The 17,838-nt window shown below is 39.9% G+C and carries 10 protein-coding genes and 8 tRNA genes; all 18 read right to left on the reverse strand.

The annotated features are described in order from the left end of the window. Positions 1-9: 9 nt before the first annotated feature. Complete coding sequence (locus H5203_RS01160) at positions 10-1,749, reverse strand: EH signature domain-containing protein (RefSeq protein WP_182819228.1); 1,740 nt, start codon at positions 1,747-1,749, stop codon at positions 10-12. Between the two features lie 2 nt (positions 1,750-1,751). Next, entirely contained in the window at positions 1,752-2,510 is a 759-nt protein-coding gene (locus H5203_RS01165) for an OmpA family protein (RefSeq protein ID WP_024597107.1), read from the reverse strand. After that, positions 2,510-4,687, reverse strand: coding sequence for an anti-phage ZorAB system protein ZorA (gene zorA / locus H5203_RS01170; RefSeq protein ID WP_182819229.1), 2,178 nt, complete (start codon positions 4,685-4,687; stop codon positions 2,510-2,512). The genes H5203_RS01165 and zorA overlap by 1 nt, the downstream gene beginning before the upstream one ends. Positions 4,688-5,135: 448 nt before the next feature. Beyond that, complete coding sequence (locus tag H5203_RS01175; RefSeq protein ID WP_182819230.1) at positions 5,136-6,023, reverse strand: hypothetical protein; 888 nt, start codon at positions 6,021-6,023, stop codon at positions 5,136-5,138. Beyond that, positions 6,023-7,489: an AAA family ATPase gene (locus H5203_RS01180; protein WP_182819231.1), complete on the reverse strand. Its 1,467-nt coding sequence runs from the start codon at positions 7,487-7,489 to the stop codon at positions 6,023-6,025. Before H5203_RS01180 ends, H5203_RS01175 begins: the two co-directional genes overlap by 1 nt. Positions 7,490-7,492: 3 nt before the next feature. Beyond that, on the reverse strand, positions 7,493-8,659 hold the full coding sequence (locus H5203_RS23105; RefSeq protein WP_182819232.1) for a restriction endonuclease subunit S: 1,167 nt from the start codon (positions 8,657-8,659) through the stop codon (positions 7,493-7,495). Then, on the reverse strand, positions 8,656-10,236 hold the full coding sequence (locus H5203_RS01190; RefSeq protein WP_182819233.1) for a class I SAM-dependent DNA methyltransferase: 1,581 nt from the start codon (positions 10,234-10,236) through the stop codon (positions 8,656-8,658). The genes H5203_RS23105 and H5203_RS01190 overlap by 4 nt, the downstream gene beginning before the upstream one ends. A gap of 56 nt (positions 10,237-10,292) precedes the next feature. Then, a complete protein-coding gene (locus H5203_RS01195; RefSeq protein WP_182819234.1) occupies positions 10,293-13,733 on the reverse strand; it encodes a DEAD/DEAH box helicase family protein in 3,441 nt (1,146 codons plus the stop codon). Positions 13,734-13,803: 70 nt separating this feature from the next. Beyond that, on the reverse strand, positions 13,804-14,940 hold the full coding sequence (csm6, locus tag H5203_RS01200) for a CRISPR-associated ring nuclease Csm6 (protein WP_182819235.1): 1,137 nt from the start codon (positions 14,938-14,940) through the stop codon (positions 13,804-13,806). Positions 14,941-15,115: 175 nt separating this feature from the next. Further along, positions 15,116-15,205 (reverse strand) — tRNA-Ser (locus tag H5203_RS01205). A gap of 149 nt (positions 15,206-15,354) precedes the next feature. Beyond that, positions 15,355-16,395, reverse strand: a complete 1,041-nt coding sequence (nadA, locus tag H5203_RS01210) for a quinolinate synthase NadA (protein WP_182819236.1) — start codon at positions 16,393-16,395, stop codon at positions 15,355-15,357. A 419-nt stretch (positions 16,396-16,814) separates the two neighbouring features. Then, positions 16,815-16,890 (reverse strand) — tRNA-Lys (locus tag H5203_RS01215). 71 nt (positions 16,891-16,961) lie between these two features. Beyond that, positions 16,962-17,037 (reverse strand) — tRNA-Lys (locus H5203_RS01220). A 71-nt stretch (positions 17,038-17,108) separates the two neighbouring features. Then, positions 17,109-17,184: transfer RNA gene (locus H5203_RS01225), tRNA-Lys, on the reverse strand. A gap of 71 nt (positions 17,185-17,255) precedes the next feature. Next, positions 17,256-17,331 (reverse strand) — tRNA-Lys (locus tag H5203_RS01230). 71 nt (positions 17,332-17,402) lie between these two features. Further along, a tRNA-Lys gene (locus H5203_RS01235) sits at positions 17,403-17,478 on the reverse strand. Positions 17,479-17,549: 71 nt separating this feature from the next. Then, positions 17,550-17,625: transfer RNA gene (locus H5203_RS01240), tRNA-Lys, on the reverse strand. A gap of 82 nt (positions 17,626-17,707) precedes the next feature. After that, positions 17,708-17,783, reverse strand: a tRNA-Lys gene (locus tag H5203_RS01245). Positions 17,784-17,838 lie beyond the last annotated feature (55 nt).

Raw genomic sequence — 17,838 nt, forward strand, 5'->3', positions numbered from 1 at the left:
TGAAGTGGGCTACAGCGAACGGCTCCATAACTCTTCAGAGTTTAAAGTGACCCTACCTTTTGTACGTAAAGAGTAAAGTGCAAAATTTACCTGGTGAACACTTTTGCGAAGCTCAAACTCCTGCGCTAAGATATTAGTAATTGAGTTACTATTTATAGGTTGATATACATCTAGTACATGCAAAATTAAAGACTCCAGCGATTGAGTGGCTTCCGTTTTTGCTTCTACTTCTACTTCTATTTCTACTTTTTCTTTACTTCCTAAAACAGGTAATCCATACCGACTTATATATCTTCTGTATTCGTCTTTATAAAACAGTTTTTCTAAATCGAGTTCAATACCGTTTTGAGTTAAAAACTCTATGGCCCTGTTTTGCCAAGTTGTAGGTGAGTGAGTTATATCCTTAAAATTACCATTAGGATAAAGTTCTCTAAAATCTTTAGGAAAGCGATGTATTAAATCGGAGCGGGTAAATTCACTGAGTGAATAATCTATTAGCTTTTCACTAGGTAGGCCCATATAAACCCAAAGTTTAAACTCATGTGAACCTTCTACTATGTGAAAGTCTCCACAATCTAGATAAATAATAGAAGTGTGAGTTTCTTGAGATCCACTTAAATTTATATAATTTATTTTAAGGTCATTCCCCAATACAGTCTTTACTGTCTTCGCAGCATTAGTACCGAGCATTAAGCGGGTATTACGCACAAATCCATGTTCATAAAGCCCTTCTAAAAAACGCTTACGTGCGGGGAACATTCTATTTAACGCTTCATCGCCGGTGTAATTTGCGTACTCTTCAATAGCGCCTAAAAATAACCGCAAGTCTTCTCTAGCAAGCCAGCTTGTTACTGCTTTTACTCTACTCTCACCAATGGGCTTCCACCACTGGCGGTAATTTGTAGCTGTATTAGCAATACGCGGATCGCCAGCTAAATTCAGTACAAAGTTTTGCCATATTTCACTTGGTGCACCAGCAGAGCGGTCAATAATAATTTCAAGCGCTATGTGCCCTATTCGTTTACCTTCTTCAAAAGGCATTGTGGCAACATCTTGTTTTAGTAGCTCATGCAGAACATCATGTTGCTCACCAACAGGAATTTCTTTCAGTGTATCCAGGTAATATTGCGCGTGACAAATATCTAAAAAACGCCCTTGCGGCAGCTCGTTTAAGCGTAGTTTTTTTAATTGTTCGCTTAAGTCTAAGTGGTTTTGTTTGGCAAGGTTAACCAAAGCCTTAGGGGCTGTTAAATCAAACAGCCATTTAGCTTGATTAAGCACAGACAAAATTGTGTCGCTTGTATTTTTGCGATCTTTTAAACGTTGCTCTATTTGCTGGTTAAGCCACTGCGTTAATCGATTAAAAATATTGCCATCAACAAGTGCATCAAAATAACGATAAACTAAAGAAATTAAATTCATTAACGACGACATACCAAGTTTGGGATGTTTAGCTTGAATGTAATCTATTGTTTCTTCGTTTAATGAGCCTTTTCTTACCTCTTCTTTATCAATCCATAACTGAGTTAAAACACGCACACCTTTGCGTTTAAGTAGTGTGTTTTTTAATTGTGTAATATCTCTGCTTAATACACATTGCCTTACCTGTTGCTCAAGCGCTTTAAATTCTTCACCTTGCCCTGCACCGTCGGCAATTTTCTTTGTTTGTAAAGTCAGGCTATTCCACTGCTGTGAAAATCGCTCCCAGCTAAATTCTGAAAGCTGAGGAATAGGAGGTAAAAGCAACATAATTAAGGCATCTCCAAACGGCTTCTCACCGTTTCATATTCCGCACTAGTAGGCCTGCGAATAGTAAAGCGTATGTCTATTCGCCTGTTAGATCTAAAATCACCTTCTGTTAACTCTTCAACTACCATTCTACGTGTTGCCGCATAGCCGCTAACCGAAAAAAGCGGATTACCTTCTTTGTTAGTAATACCTGCTAAATCATGTTGGCTTGGCAGTAACTTACTCCAAAGCTCCCATAACGAAATCGCCCTAAAGGTCGATAACCCCCAATTACCTTTACCCAGCATGCCGTTAAAGTTTTTACTGTCGGTGTGCCCTTCAATAAAAATAGTATCGAGGAATTGCTCACGGTTATCTTTATTTATAACCTCAGCTAGCACCTCACCAATTTCAAGTGCAGTGCCTTCAAACTGCGGACTTATATTAAATGCAGCGCTATCAAACCCTAAAATATCGTTAGGAATACTTAATACAGTTTCATTTTCGCTAACCGTAACTTGTATGCCTCGCTTACGCAGTAACTCAGCAGCCTCATGTAATATCGTTTTGCGAACACCCTCAGCCATGTGCAGCATTTCTAGCTCTTGGGTAAATGCTTGTTGTTTATTTTCAAGCTCTTCTTTGGCCTCCATAAGCTCAACCATTAACACAACAGACGCTAAAACAAATAAAATAAGTAAGCCCGACAAAATATCCGAAAACGACATCCAGTAAGGGTTTTCTTCATCAACACTTACTTGGTTGCTTTTAAATACTCGCATTAGCTACGCTCCAATTCATCCACTAAATCAGAAATAGAACTTACTGTACGGCGCATCTGGTCACCAAACTCAAGGGTTGTGGTGTTCCAGGTCTCCATACGCTCTTTAACTTGCGTATTTACTTCTGATGAATAGCTGCGTAGCCACTCATTCGTTTGCTTTTCAATATCAGATACTTGCTTAGCTAAGGTATTACTTAGCCCTTCAAAAGATGCCTCAACACCACTTATAAACTCAATTTGATGTGTTTTCATTTCGCTAAAGCCACTTTGAGCTAATTTAGCTGTATTACCAAATTGCTCTGTTGTAGCAACAAGTGAGGTTTCGAGCCCTCTTAGCACTTTAGCTTGTTCAATTACGTGATTCGCTAATCCATCATTTTGAGCTGAAATACCTTTAATAGTGTCGGTCATATCAGCTAAGCGCGTATCAAACAGCTCTGTTGCTTTTAATAAATTGCCCGATAACACCCCAATTTGGTTTGCGCTATTACTTAGGTTTTGGCTACTTGTAGCAGATGACTCCGCAACCGTTTTAAGCTCCCCAATAACGTCTTTATGCTGTGCAATAACCGAGTCCATATGTGTTTGCGTACGTATTACAGCATCAGTCATCGAGGTAAGCATTTGGTCTTGTTGTGCTAGCCACTTACCTAACTGCGATTGTAATTGCTCACGATATTCTGAGTCACGCTTAGAGGCTTCAAGCTGTTGGCTGTTAATCAATGAGCCAAACGTTTCTTCAAGCGTCTTTTGGCGCTGTTCAGAGCTTTGCATAAAGCTTTGTAAACTTGTTTCAAGGCCACTAGTAAACGCCTGTTGCTGCGCCGTTGTTTTTTCGTTTTGGCTAGAAAGCTCATTAACAAATCCACGGTTCGATTCGCCCATAGCGCTTTGTACTTCGGCCATAGAGTCAGAAAGCTTATTAAGCGTTTTCGATTGCTCAGTTAACCAACCACCTAATACCGACTGTAAATTATCTACATGGTTTGCTTCACGCGTCGCTTGGGATTGCTGTTGCGATTCAATAGCCGTAAATAACTTTTGCTCCATAAGCTGTTGGCGTTCTTCGCTTTTGCTAAGCATCGCTTCGAGTTGCTGGTTAAATTGCGACGATGCACCGGCTTGTTGCTGGGCCATTAGCTCGGCTTGCTTACTACTTTGTTCAAGCACTGCACTCATTTGCCCGCTCAGGCTACTTACTGCCTCATGCATTTGCTCAGTCGACTTTTGTATAAGCTCACCTTGGCCTCTGCCTGCCGCTTGCATGCTTTCGGTAAAGTTACTAATTAAATGCTCCAGCACGCCGCTAGTTTGTTGGCTGGCATTACTCACTAACGACTGCATAGCAGGTGCCATTACATTGTTAAGTGCATTGGTAAAGGCCTCTTGCATGTCTTTGTTCATGCCTGAAATAGTTTCTTGTAGGCGGTCGCCAATACGCTCATGTAATTCTTGCAGCGCTTCACTACTTTCACTAGTGTTTTTAGAAATATCAACTAACGACTTTTCAGCGGGTAAACGAGGGAATAAAAAGTCAATTTTTTGCTGAATTTTAACTACCTTTTTAATTATTCGGCGTTCTGTATTTTTTTCATAAATATTAAGTAATAAGCTAAGCCCCACACCCCAAACAGAGGTAACAAATGCCATTGCGGCACCGTTAATCATGCTTGCAATACCACCCTTAAGCGCCTCTATTTCGTTGCTTTCCATGTGCAGCCCTTTTAAGCCCATAGTTAAGCCTAAAAAAGTACCGAGTACACCAATTGCAGTTAAAAATGAGGGAGCTGCTGCTAGTAATCTATTTGAGGTAATACCCGAGGCAAGTGTTCTTGGGTTAAAAAAGTGCTCTGCATCTAAGGTGTTATATACGCCTTTTTCTCGGTGATCTAGTACTAAGCTTTCATCAAACTCACGCCAAAGGTTTTTAACTACGTCATCGTTTGATGATTTAGCTTTATCTCTAATATCAGCAATATTATCGTAAAGAGACTCTGTAGTTTGTTTTGCTACAATTTCTTCAACCTTTTTAATTGTTTTTTTACTGTTATGCTTTAGTAAAAGTACCCAACCAACAGCAAATACAAAAAGTAGTACCATAATAATTATAAATGAACGCCCTAACCATGCATTTGGCCATAATAAATCAGCGTTTAATAACAATCCTTCAAACATGCCTTACTCCTAATCCCTTAGTTTACGGGTAGTAATTACTTAATAAGTGGTTAATAGTTTATTTTTTACTTAATAATTAAAGTCATTAATAAACAAATATCTATCAGCTGTTAGTTTTAATTTTAATATATGAACACTTAACTCTTTAGCGATTTCTGCTTGGGTTAGTTAAAACAAGTTGGTGCCGTTGCTTTCAAAGCGGTTATTCCAAACCAAATCAAAATAAATACGGTGGTTTAAACCTATTTTTGCCGCTTTTTCTTTTAAAAGGTTTTGTATGTCATCGTAGTGCTATTTGAATATACCTATAAAATGTACAATAGGCACCAAAATTAAATCACTTAATTTTCAGGACTTTAACATACCCACATATACAAATAAGATAATATATAATACTTAAAGGTAATATTTATCACCTTTGGTACACCTAGTAGAAGTACCTTATTTATTAATTTGATGACCAAATGTCTCTGACAAGCGCAAATTGTTCATATTGCTGTGCTGTATTGAATGCTCTTGCCTTTTCAGTCAACAAACCGATTGGCATGGGTGTAACATCAGTTAATTCATCTCTTTGAGTCAAGTCACGAGGCTCTTCAAAACCACGGTCATATACGAGTCCACCTTTAGAAGTAAATAGCCCTCTGGAATGTAAAAACCCTGAACCACCATCATCGACACAGTAATAAAATAATCGAATGTTAGCGGGAAGGTCTGCCTGAAATGCCGACAAAGAATCTAGTCTAAGCTGCCAATCTGGTTTTCCGTCTTCTTCAGAGAAAACATGAAATTCAACATCAGCTTTTCTACAATGATTCATGCATTCTTTTAAAGTATTTAGGTAACCAACTTTCATTGGGCAAAAGTAGGGGTCATACAATGTTACTTTTTCTGCTCCATTGAGCAGTGCTTGAGCCGCACTTGCGAGTGATTGAGCATCTCGTTGATATTGTGTAGCAAAGACAAAATCGCTTTCCTCTAAATCTTCTATTGATGATATTAAGTGAGGGGGGCCATTCAATGACTCTTCGATCACTCTATGAAATGGAGATTGAACATGGCTATTTTGAGCTGCATGCGCCCAGTCATCACCAACATAATCCCGTTGAAAAGCTACTAATTTATTATTTTTAATCTGGCGAAGTTTTTCTGTAGTACGGTCAATGCTATTCTCAGCAACATTTCGGCGAAGATGTTCAGAAACTTCTCGAAACCATCCATTAGGAAACCTAGATAATAGGGCACCTTTTTCAAAGCCCATTCTGGCCTCTATTATCGATAAATGATGTAAAGAGGTAACTTCGTGTGGAGCAACAGCAAACTCTAAGTGAAGCATTAGAAAAGTTCCTCCCTTCTTTCCTCGAAGAAGCCATTAGGCCACGGCGCGTCAAAGTCTCCCTCATCGGTTGTTTTAATCGGTATTAGCTTTGTTTTTCCGCTCTCTTGTTCACAAAAAATTATTTGAACGTCCTCTTTTAAACACTGAAAGTTTGGCTCATCAAGTTCACCTTCAGCAGTAAGTCGCCTTCTCTTGAGCAAACGCAATAGAATATGCTCACTATGCGTTTCGATAAAGAACATTCGATCTGGGTTTTGATTAATAGCGGTTAGCATCATATCTGCCAACGCCAATTGCCACTTGGGATGGATATGTAATTCCGGTTGCTCGCATGCAATAAGTAAGTCTTTATCTAAACTAGTCGCAACAACAAACGGAAAGACCTGAGATAGGCCGACTCCAACACTCGAAGGTAATAATGATATCCCTGAAGAAATTTCCTGCACCACGACTCGTTTGTCTAAGTTGGTTGAGTCGCAAAATGATTCCGTTGTAAATTTATAGCCTGAATTAAAATAAGAAGGAGAATTAAATTTTTCATTAACTTTATCTTGGAAATTGTTGCCGCTATATGCAAAAAGATCCCATCCAGCTTTACCATCAAACCATCTTTTTGTATTGGTTTTTGTCGAAAGGGCAAGTGAACGAGACGGTACAATACGGAGCGGCCCAATATGAAACATATTTTCGAGCTTCTTAACCAACAGTTTTACTGGTGCTAAGGTAGCTTGAGATAGCGATGCTTCTGCAAATAATTGAGCAATTAAGGGGATCTCTTCATATATTCTTGACCAATCTACAGAAGCTCCTGATAAATCAAGACGCTTATATATATCAGGCAAAGAGTTCTGACCATTTAACGAAACATCATCCCATTCACCTGATTCAAAAACATTCTCAAGTTGAAAGGCGCTATCCACTTGCCAGTGCGGTAAAGGTTGATAATGGGTTATTTGGCTATCTGGCTTGCCTTCTTGAGACTGAACTTTAAAATAACAAATCCCATTACTTTTGCATTGATAGCGACTGATAAATACTCTTTTTTTTAAGTTGTCCCATTTCAAGTCAATTTCAAAGCTAATTTCAGGGGCGTCTGAGTCAGGATAAAAACCTAGATTTGTTTCCAGCAGCCACCTTTCAGAGTCAGATAAATAGTCATCCCATACATCATTTTCACTTTGGCTAAAATCTAACGATACGCCAAGAGTTACTACTTGATTGAGATCTTTTCCGTGAACGAGGTTTTTAAATCCACCAAAATACAACTGTTCACCTGCAATACTACTAACTAAAGGGTCGTAATTACCTTTTGCAATAACTTCATAAAGATATAAAAACGCATGTAACACAGTACTTTTGCCAGTGCTATTTGCTCCAAAGAATAAGGTAATAGGAGTTACAGGTAATACAGCCTTTTCCTTTATTCCTTTAAAATTCTGAATGCAGAGTGATTTGATTTTCATTGTTTACAATTGACCTTTTAAGGCTTGTTGGCTTAACGAGTTGAAATTATCATCTAACAATTCAGCACTCTTATCGAAGCTTTTTAGCTTCGATTTAGTTGCTCTCACAATTTGTTCATATTCATTTTGAAGCTCAATTGGCGGCAAAAGAATTTTTATATCTTGCAACTCTTGAGCATTAATATTTGCCATACCAACTATGCTTTTACACATACCAACTAAAGTTTTTTTACCGTGAGCTGAATTTAGGTAGCCAGATAAATAGTAATTATTTCCAAGTTCATTAGTTCTTACTCTAATCAAATAACCAGCTATAGCCATTGGCTTTTCTTCTTCGAAAACAGCTGTTTTGCCAACTAACTCTTTACTGTTTGTGCGGTTAAAAAGTAAATCACCTTTTTGCGTTAGATACTTAGGTTTATCTTTTTCACTCAAATCAATATATTTTAGATTTGTAAAATCCCAAGCACCTTCATATGTGATATTTCCCATACGAAGCATTGGATATTGCCCTTTCGTTTCTGATGCTTTGCCTGATGAGCCATAATTGGCTGTTTCAACAAAATCACGAATAGTACCTATTGGAAACCCTTTCGGATTAGTGACAGGATCGCCGAACATGTCTAGGAATACGCTGCGTAGGAAGTCGTCGGTGAGTTTGATGGCTTGTTGGCGTTTTCGGCGGATAGCGTCTGCTTTATCTAAAATTGCGGCAATTCGTTTTTGTTCGTCCAGTGGTGGTAATGGGATTTCAAACTCTGAAAAATTACTCTTATTTACGATAGGCATTGTTGTAGAGCTTGAGCGATTCAACAATAAAGGCTTAATAGTTAAACAAAAGTAATAGCCATATTTAGGATAAACCTGCAATTCATCAAAAATTAAACTATTGATTTGTTGATTTGAAATTACATCGCGCTCAGCTATTCCTACTTTCCCTATAGTTGCACCAATACAACACACCATTACTGTACCTTTGGGTAAGAGCCTACCTGACTTAGCACCTTTCTCTGTAACGGTTACTTTCGCATTCGATATCAGGGCGTTAGAGCCTAAATCTCCTGGTGTCACAAAAGGCACTGTACCGTTATAGTTACCATCAACTTTTTTTGGAGTCGAGCCAGTAACAATTTGAGCAACATCCTTAAATTTAGCTAAAGGCCAACTCACAACATCCCCTCCAGATCTTTTAAATCAGCCAGTATTTCATTCTCTAAACTCACTAATTTACCTAAAATCTCTTTTGGCGGATCGTAGCTTTCTTCTTCGTATACCACTTCTTTGTAGCGGTTGATTGATAGATCGTATTTATTGCTGGCTATTTCATCTTTACTTACCCAAAAGGCTTTCTGAGTTTTATCATTTTTATTACTTGTCGCCAGTGCTTTATCACGGGCTTTAAATTCGCTGATTAGGCTTGGTAAGTCGTTGGCTTTTATAGAGGTGCGTTTGTCATCAAGGCTAAAACCGTCGGCTTGTACGTCGTAAAACCATACATGATCAGTGCTGCCACCTTTGGTAAAAATTAATATAGCGGTTGATACACCAGCGTAGGGTTTAAACACGCCACTTGGTAGTGAAATTACCGCTTCTAGCTGATTGTTATCCACCAGCATTTGGCGCAGTTGTACGTGCGCTTTTGATGAGCCAAATAATACGCCGTCGGGCACGATAGTGGCAGATTGACCGCCTATTTTTAGCATACGCTCAATAAGGGCAACAAAAAGCAGCTCGGTTTTTTTAGTTTTTACTTTGCGTAGTAGCTCAGGGCACACGTCCTCTTCGTCTAGGCTGCCCTTAAATGGCGGGTTGGCGAGTATTATGTCGTACCCTTCTTTTGCCTTTTGCGGGTAATGCTCTTTAAAGTTTTGGCTTAGGGTATCTTGATAATGAATGCCCGGTTGTTTAATGCCGTGCATTACTAAGTTCATGGCAGCTACGCGCAGCATGGTGGCGTCAAAATCAAAGCCATTGAACATGTTTGTATCTATATGGGTGCGCTGCTCTGGGGTGATTAAATCACCTGAATAGAGACAATTTTCAAGCGGTTTGCCGCTGTCATCAAGTTGTACGTTGCCATCTACATCAAGCACTGGCTCGCGCTCTATACCCTCGGGAGAGGTGTATTTTTGTAATAGGTATTCGTAACTTACCGATAAAAAGCCACCGGTGCCGGTTGATGGGTCGCATATTTGGCTGGTGGTGCTTGGGTCCATCATTTCGACCATGGCGCGTATAATGTGGCGCGGCGTTCTAAATTGGCCGTTAATGCCTGCTGTGGTGAGTTTACTCAATAGGTATTCGTACAAATCGCCTTTGGTGTCTGAGTTTTCAAGCGGTAGGTCGTTTACCATTTCAACGGCTTTTACCAATAAGCTTTGCTTTTGAATCATTAATTGCGCGTCTTTCATAAACTCGTTAAATACCGCGCCTTCTGGCGATACGTCGTCTGAAGTTTTTGAGAAAAACGGGAATAGCTCATCTTTAACCAGTTTGTATAATTCTTCTGACCCTAAATGGCGCAAGTTTTGCCAACGAATATGTTGCTCGGCGTCGCTAAAGCGGCGGTTAAACGGCTGTTTAGTACGTGCGCTTCGTTTTTCGTCGGCTTGCTCGTTCATATCGAGCATACGGGCGTACATTAAAAAAGTAATTTGCTCTACTACGGTTAGCGGGTTAGTGATACCGCCTGTCCAAAATTCTTCCCATAGTTTGTCTATTTTACTTTTTAAAGGTCCGGTTATCATTAATGTGTATCCTAGTTAGTGCTGTTTAAACGCGTACTAATTACGCGCTTATAAAATTAAAGGTGTATTTGCTTTTCAACGCTTTGGGCTTTATCGCCTAGTTTTACGTCAAACTGCTTAATAAATTGCTCTATTACGTCGGCTTGTTGCTGGCTAAATACGCCATCGAGCCCCATGTCGTGTATTTGTGTAAAAGGCGCATCGTAAAGCTGGGCTATTTCAATAGAGCCGTGGCGAATTAAGTGGTTTTTTAACATACCAATAAAGCGCTGTTGTTTGGCATTTACATGGGTGTGTATTTGCTGCACAAAGGTTGTAAAGCTTTGCTCTATGGCGTTTTTATCCATGCCGACTATGGTACGCAATATTTTGTCGAGCGTCGCGGTTGATTCGGGAAAAAACTCTTTTAATGTATTTAAATCTACACTTGGGTTTTGCGTATGCACTAACGAACTTAATTGCGCTAAGTCGGCCTCGGTTACTTGTTCGCCATTGCGGATTTTTTTAAGTACGCTGTCGGTTTCAAACAACGGGATGAGTGTTTTTTCAACCTCTTGGCGATATATTTGATAATCAATAGAGACTATTTTTGTCAGCCTGTCGGCTTCGTGTATTTGGTTGGTGTCTTCGGTTATATCAAGTATAAAAGCAGTGGGTGGCGGTGCTATATCTTTATTACGCAGGTGTATAATACTGCGTAAATTAATACGACTTTGCTCAAGTGCTGCATGGGTTAAATACTGCCAATATTGCTCGGTTTGTATTTCTGCTATTGCAGGTGCTTTGCTACGTACTTCGTTTAAGTGCATTTGTAGCGATTCAACCTTGTTCATTACATTTTGTTTAGCTAAATCAATTTGGCTTTCATCAGTAAGTAACAGCGTTTGAATGGTGGTTAGCTCAGAATCAAATTTATAGGCTTCACTTTGCCCCATAATGTTACGCCATTGCATAAGCGGCGCTACTTCTTCTAGCAACGTTTGTACATCATCAGGGATAAACTGATTAAGGCGTTTTAGGTCTTTAAAGGTTTCGACCACTTGCCAGTTGTCGCGCACCGATATTGATTCCATTGGCAGTAAGCAAATATCGTCGTGAATTAATTTTATTGTTTGGTCAAACACATCCATATTGGCTTTTTTGAGGGCGGTTTGTGCAAGGGTTACCCGCGCTTCAAATAGCTTTTGCAGTAACGATTTAGCTTGTTTTACGTCTTCTTCTTCTGGGTTTTCATCAAAGTATTCAAAATTTGCCCAGTGGTCGAATATTAAAAAGTGTGTTTTGTGCTTACCTGGGCCATATAGGTTTTCGCATAAGCGTGTGCCACGGCCAATCATTTGCCAAAATTTTACTTTTGATTTTATGGGTTTGGCAAATACAAGGTTTACACATTCTGGTACGTCTATGCCGGTGTCGAGCATATCGACCGATACGGCAATGCGTACGCTGTTTTCGTCGCTTGATTTAAAGTCGTCTATTAGCTCTTCGGCGCGTTCGTACTTTGAGTGAATAACGCGACAAAAATTAGCACCATGTTGTGGGTAAAGCTCACTAAACAGCTGCGCCATTAATTCGGCATGGGCTATGTTACGAGCAAATATAATAGTTTTACCAGGTAGCTGGCCGTCTTTATCGCGCAGGCCTTTTTCCATTAAGTTGCGTAGTATTAGCCTGTTGGTGTCTTTATTTTTAATGGCTTCGTCTATTTGTTTTGCGTCAAAGTCGAGCTCGTTAGGATCAATCCCTTGCTCTTCTAGTTGGGCTATTTGTTCATCGGTTAGGTTGTCTTTTTTAATGCCTTCACGTAAAAACTGCGTTGTGTAACTTACAATTTTGTAGGGGACTAAGTTGCCTTGCTCTATGGCGTCTTCAAGTGGGTAATTGGCTGTTGGCATTTTGTAATCACAGCTAAACAAATCACAGGTTGAGCGCGATACCATTTCTACCGGCGTGGCGGTTAAGCCCACTTCTAGCGCGTCAAAGTATTTAAAAATATCGCCATAAATATTATAAATTGAGCGGTGCGATTCATCAGCCACGATCAGGTCAAAGTAGCCTACGTCGTACTTGTTCATTATGCGCAGCATGCCTGGGTAAGTCGCGATAAATACGCGCGCACTCGCTGCGGTATTTTTAGCGCTTTTTCCTACAATGTGTACTGGCTCTTTAGTGTGTTCGGTAAAGGCATTACCCGCTTGTTTACGTAGCTCTTTTCGGTCACATAAAAACAGTACGCGCTTTGCCCAACCCGCATCAAGTAAACGCTTAGCAAGCGCAATAGATACGCGTGTTTTACCTGTGCCGGTTGCTTGCACAATAAGCGCTTTGCGGTGTTTGTCGCTAAAGCGCTCACAAACACGGGTTATGGTTTCCATTTGATACAAACGCCCTGCTACTGCGGTATCTATTGGCGTGGTGTTTAGATCTTTTTTCAGCGTGCGCTGCTTTATTAAGTACTGCAGGGAATCTTTTGAATAGTAACCGTATAATCCACGGCTATTATAGCCTTGCGCATCATCTAGGATTTTTATATCCCAGCCGTTTGAATAAAAAATAACAGGGCGTTGACCAAATTGTTTTTCGAGCGCGTTGGCATAAAGCGTTGCTTGCTGGCGGCCTTTTTCGATGTTTTCACGGGCGCGTTTGGCTTCTATTACAGCAAGTGGCTTTCCGTCGTCATCCCATAAAACGTAATCTATGTAGCCAGTGCCTGTTGGCGTTGGTTGTTCATTTACCTTTACTTCTTTGCCTACTTCATCGGTAGAAACATCATCAAGTGCAACATGCCACCCTGCTGCGCGTAAGTCTAAATCGATAATTCGTTTGCGGGTTTCGTCTTCATTAAAGTTAAAGCTAGATGTAATTGCACTATTATTTGTTTGCAATTCAGTGAGTTTATTTTGATCAATAACACTTTTAAGTTTGGCCGCTTCTTTTTGAGCCAATTGCTGCGCTTGCTGAGCGGCTTCTAATTCATTTAACGCTTGTTTTAAGCGAAGTTTATTTTCTTCTAGCTGTTTTGATAGTTGCTTATTTTGTTTTGCAAAAGCGGCATCTGTTTGGTTAGTTAATTGAGTAAGTTCGGGTGCAGTGAATTCTGGTAAGTCTTTTTGATCGCCATTGGCAAAAGCCATATAAAGATAACAAGAAATAAAGTAAGTTTCTTTTAAAATCCATACCGCTTCTTGCTGACTTACTTTGCCTTCGTGCGCTGCTCTGTTACCGCTTTTACGTATAGCATGCAGTTTATCTTGTATTTGTTGTGGTACTGCTGATTTAAAGTTGTCAGCAATGAGTTTATCTTGAAAAGTCGAATTAGGGTTGGCAGGTAAACAGAGCTCTTTATAAATGAAGCCTACGACTTTTTCGGCAAAGCAACGTAATTTAACCAATGAGCTTTGCGGATCGGTAATCGCATACTCCTCTGCAAAAGCGGCTAACTGGTGTAGTTCTGGCCATTGTTGCTTAATGTGTTCAAAGTTCATTGATTGCTTCATTCTTCGTTACTTCCTTATAAACTAATTTACCAAACTTATTTATTTTTATGCATTTGCAAGCTTGTGAAGTTTAAGCCGTTATATTTATTTTTATGTTATGTGTTACTGCACTTAACCAGTAGCTTGTTTCAAAACTTTGGTTATTAGAGTCAATCGCTATTTTTTTAGCAAGCTCGTTGGGTAACAAATTTTTTATTTTATTGTTTATCCGGCTGCGTGTTTGCTGTACAAACGTTTTTTCCATTACTTTTAAATTACTGTGTAAACCATCTCTAAAGTCTTCTGGTTCTACGCCAAACGTATCACGGAATATACGTAAATCACTGCTATTTTGCTGTAAATGCGTTAGATACTCTTTGCTGTAGCTCAATGTTTCTTCAAAGTTACGGTCAACAATTAAGCCAGTTTTTCCACTTTGACTATATTTGTTTAACCATAAATAAAAGGCGCATTCTTTGGCGGTAAGTTTAATTTCTACCCCTGCAAAGGTAAGTGTTTTTGCCTTAGCATTTACTTCAAGAGCTAAATCTTTTTTATGTGCTGAGTTTAAACTTGCTACTGTTTGGCTAAACGAGGCACTTTGCATATTCGTAATGAGGGTTTCGTCGATTGATTGGCGCATACGTACAAATGGTATTTCGGCAAGTGTAACTTGGGCATTTTTACAGTTAACTTGTTTGCCATTTTTACCGTCGATCATGTGGTTGTATGGTGTTGGGTAGTAAAAGTCTCTTACAAATTCAAACTCGTCGTTTACAAATACGTGGCTGAGTGAATCTTGCTCGCCCCCTAATAATGACATTGCATAACCTAAATAAAACGCCATGGTTTTCCGCCCACCCGCGATTGAGGCATGAATACTAATGTTATTTTTATTAGTAAGCTCAAATACTTTACGGGTAATAAAATCAGCCATATAAGTTTGTTCTATTTCAGATTTTGCATCATCAATAGGTTCGCCTTTGTTGTCTTCTATTAGCCATATATTTTCATCGGGAAGTTTAATATTGGGAAGTTGGTAGTCTGCTATTAATTTAGCTAAGTGACCCTGCTTAAATAGTCCATCAGTAAGCATAGCCTTTGTGCTTTTTGTAGTTATAACAAAAATCTCTTCGGGTATCGGCTTACCCTGCTGATGAAGAGCGTAAAGCGTCTCAGTTAATACTTGAGGGCTTGCACCAGTAACTATTAGTAGGATATGTTTCATCAAGAATCCTTTTGTTGAATATTTAGCATCATAGCCAAATTTGTAACTGAATGGAACTTGTTTGAGTTCAATGAATTAAGTTACTAGATAAAGGGGGGCGTATTGATATATAAAATTAGAAGCTTTATTGATAAGCACAAAAAAGGACGCCATGAGGCGTCCTAATATTGAATAATGGCGGAGGAAGAGGGATTCGAACCCTCGTTAGGGATTAACCTAAACACACTTTCCAGGCGTGCGCCTTCAGCCACTCAGCCATCCCTCCGCAGGTTACCATTTGGTAACGCGGCGTAATAGTATGAAATAGCGCGCGGCGGCGCAAGGTGTTTTTCCCTTTTGCCTGTTAACTGCCTAGTAAACAAACAAAAAAGGCCGCTGATAGCAATACCAGCGGCCTTATCTTTATAACCTAGTTTAGCGTTGGAGTGACGCTGAGAAATCGAGCATACGATTAAGCGACTTGAGTGCGCCTTCACGAAGGTCCATATCTACAAACACTTCTTTGCCAGTTACATCTAATAACGCTTCCTCAATCGCTTTGAGGCCGTTCATTGCCATCCACGGGCAGTGCGCACAACTCTTACAGGTTGCGCCTTCGCCAGCCGTTGGTGCGGCAACAAATTCTTTATCAGGGCATAACTGCTGCATTTTATAAAAAATGCCGCGATCAGTGGCAACAATAAACTTTTGATTGCTCATAGTTTGTGCCGCTTTGATCAATTGACTGGTTGAACCTACTGCATCAGCTAACGCTACAATTTCTGCTGGTGATTCTGGATGAACCAAAACGCCAGCGTCAGGGTAAAGCGCTTTCATGTCTTTTAACGCTTTGGTTTTAAATTCGTCATGCACGATACATGCGCCATTCCACATGATCATATCAGCGCCAGTATTCTTTTGAATATAGGCACCTAAATGTTTGTCTGGGCCCCAAATGATTTTTTCACCCATTTCATCTAGGTGCTCAACAATCTCAAGGGCACACGATGAGGTAACAATCCAATCAGCGCGAGCTTTAACGGCAGTTGATGTATTTGCGTATACAACCACTTTACGATCAGGGTGCTGATCACAAAACGCTGAGAACTCATCAATTGGGCAACCAATATCAAGCGAACAAGTTGCTTCTAGTGTTGGCATAACCACGGTTTTATTCGGTGTCAGTATTTTTGCTGTTTCACCCATAAAACGTACGCCAGCAACGATAATCATGTCAGCATCGTGCTTGGCACCAAAGCGAGCCATTTCTAGCGAATCAGCAACACAACCGCCAGTTTCTTCAGCAAGCGCTTGAATTTCAGGATCAGTATAATAATGGGCAACCAATACGGCATTTTTATCAATCAATAATTGCTTGATACGTGCTTTGTATTGCGCCTGCTCATCATTATTCAATGGAGCTGGTTTAGGAGGAAAGATATAACCTTCAGGCATAATAGTTTGAGCTAAACTCATTTCTCGACCACTTAATCTACAGTGCATTTATGGGGCGGATTATACGAGAATATAAAACTAAATAACAGTAGTGGTCATAAATACCAATCTACTTAAATATTTAATCATTCTAGCAGGCTAAATAAAGCGTTAACTTCGTTAGTTATTTTTTATGTACGACTGCATGGATGTAGGAGGTAGAGCAATGCAGGAGCAATTGCCGAGAACAACTACATGTCAAAATTTAAGCCTTGTTATCACTGTATTTATCTGTAGCTATAAATGGTCAGTAACTTAACACGATTGATATAATAGCAATTTGATTAACGCATTTGTATTTAGCTTGACGATGATTTTTGTAAGTGTTTTTTGCTTTTGATGTAAAGTGATGTGAATTTACTAAATAGGGGTCAGATAAACTGAAATTGAATAAACCAGAATGGTGGGTCATGATGGACTTGAACCATCGACCAATGGATTAAAAGTCCACTGCTCTACCAACTGAGCTAATGACCCGCTCTGATGTGCCTAAGCACGCTGCGTAGATCCGCCGATTATAACCACTCTACTATTCTACGAACAAAGAATGGTGGGTCATGATGGACTTGAACCATCGACCAATGGATTAAAAGTCCACTGCTCTACCAACTGAGCTAATGACCCGCTCTAATGTGCCTAAGCACGCTGCGTAAATCCGCCGATTATAACCACTCTACTATTCTACGAACAAAGAATGGTGGGTCATGATGGACTTGAACCATCGACCAATGGATTAAAAGTCCACTGCTCTACCAACTGAGCTAATGACCCGCTCTGATGTGCCTAAGCACGTTGCGTAGATCCGCCGATTATAACCACTCTACTATTCTACGAATAAAGAATGGTGGGTCATGATGGACTTGAACCATCGACCAATGGATTAAAAGTCCACTGCTCTACCAACTGAGCTAATGACCCGCTCTAATGTGCCTAAGCACGTTGCGTGAATCCGCCGATTATAACCACTCTACTATTCTACGAATAAAGAATGGTGGGTCATGATGGACTTGAACCATCGACCAATGGATTAAAAGTCCACTGCTCTACCAACTGAGCTAATGACCCGCTCTGATGTGCCTAAGCACGCTGCGTAAATCCGCCGATTATAACCACTCTACTATTCTAAGAATAAAGAATGGTGGGTCATGATGGACTTGAACCATCGACCAATGGATTAAAAGTCCACTGCTCTACCAACTGAGCTAATGACCCGCTCTGCTGTTGCAACTAAATGCAACCAAACACTAATACGTAAATCCGCCGATAAAAGACCATTCTATAACTTACTAATGAATGGTGGGTCATGATGGACTTGAACCATCGACCAATGGATTAAAAGTCCACTGCTCTACCAACTGAGCTAATGACCCGCTCTTTTTGCCGCAATTTGAGTGGTTGAACCATTCGTTTGCTGCGGGCGCTTAT

Origin of the sequence: Pseudoalteromonas sp. SG41-1 (genome assembly GCF_014164575.1) — a bacterium.
Lineage (GTDB): Bacteria > Pseudomonadota > Gammaproteobacteria > Enterobacterales > Alteromonadaceae > Pseudoalteromonas > Pseudoalteromonas rhizosphaerae.

Excerpts from the sequence above, each read along its gene's own strand:
- H5203_RS01195 (WP_182819234.1), bottom strand. The coding sequence starts at position 13,733 with ATGAAGCAATCAATGAACTTTGAACACATTAAGCAACAATGGCCAGAA.
- H5203_RS01160 (WP_182819228.1), bottom strand. The coding sequence starts at position 1,749 with ATGTTGCTTTTACCTCCTATTCCTCAGCTTTCAGAATTTAGCTGGGAG.
- H5203_RS01165 (WP_024597107.1), bottom strand. The coding sequence starts at position 2,510 with ATGCGAGTATTTAAAAGCAACCAAGTAAGTGTTGATGAAGAAAACCCT.
- zorA (WP_182819229.1), bottom strand. The coding sequence starts at position 4,687 with ATGTTTGAAGGATTGTTATTAAACGCTGATTTATTATGGCCAAATGCA.
- H5203_RS01190 (WP_182819233.1), bottom strand. The coding sequence starts at position 10,236 with ATGATAACCGGACCTTTAAAAAGTAAAATAGACAAACTATGGGAAGAA.
- nadA (WP_182819236.1), bottom strand. The coding sequence starts at position 16,395 with ATGAGTTTAGCTCAAACTATTATGCCTGAAGGTTATATCTTTCCTCCT.
- csm6 (WP_182819235.1), bottom strand. The coding sequence starts at position 14,940 with ATGAAACATATCCTACTAATAGTTACTGGTGCAAGCCCTCAAGTATTA.
- H5203_RS01180 (WP_182819231.1), bottom strand. The coding sequence starts at position 7,489 with ATGAAAATCAAATCACTCTGCATTCAGAATTTTAAAGGAATAAAGGAA.
- H5203_RS01175 (WP_182819230.1), bottom strand. The coding sequence starts at position 6,023 with ATGCTTCACTTAGAGTTTGCTGTTGCTCCACACGAAGTTACCTCTTTA.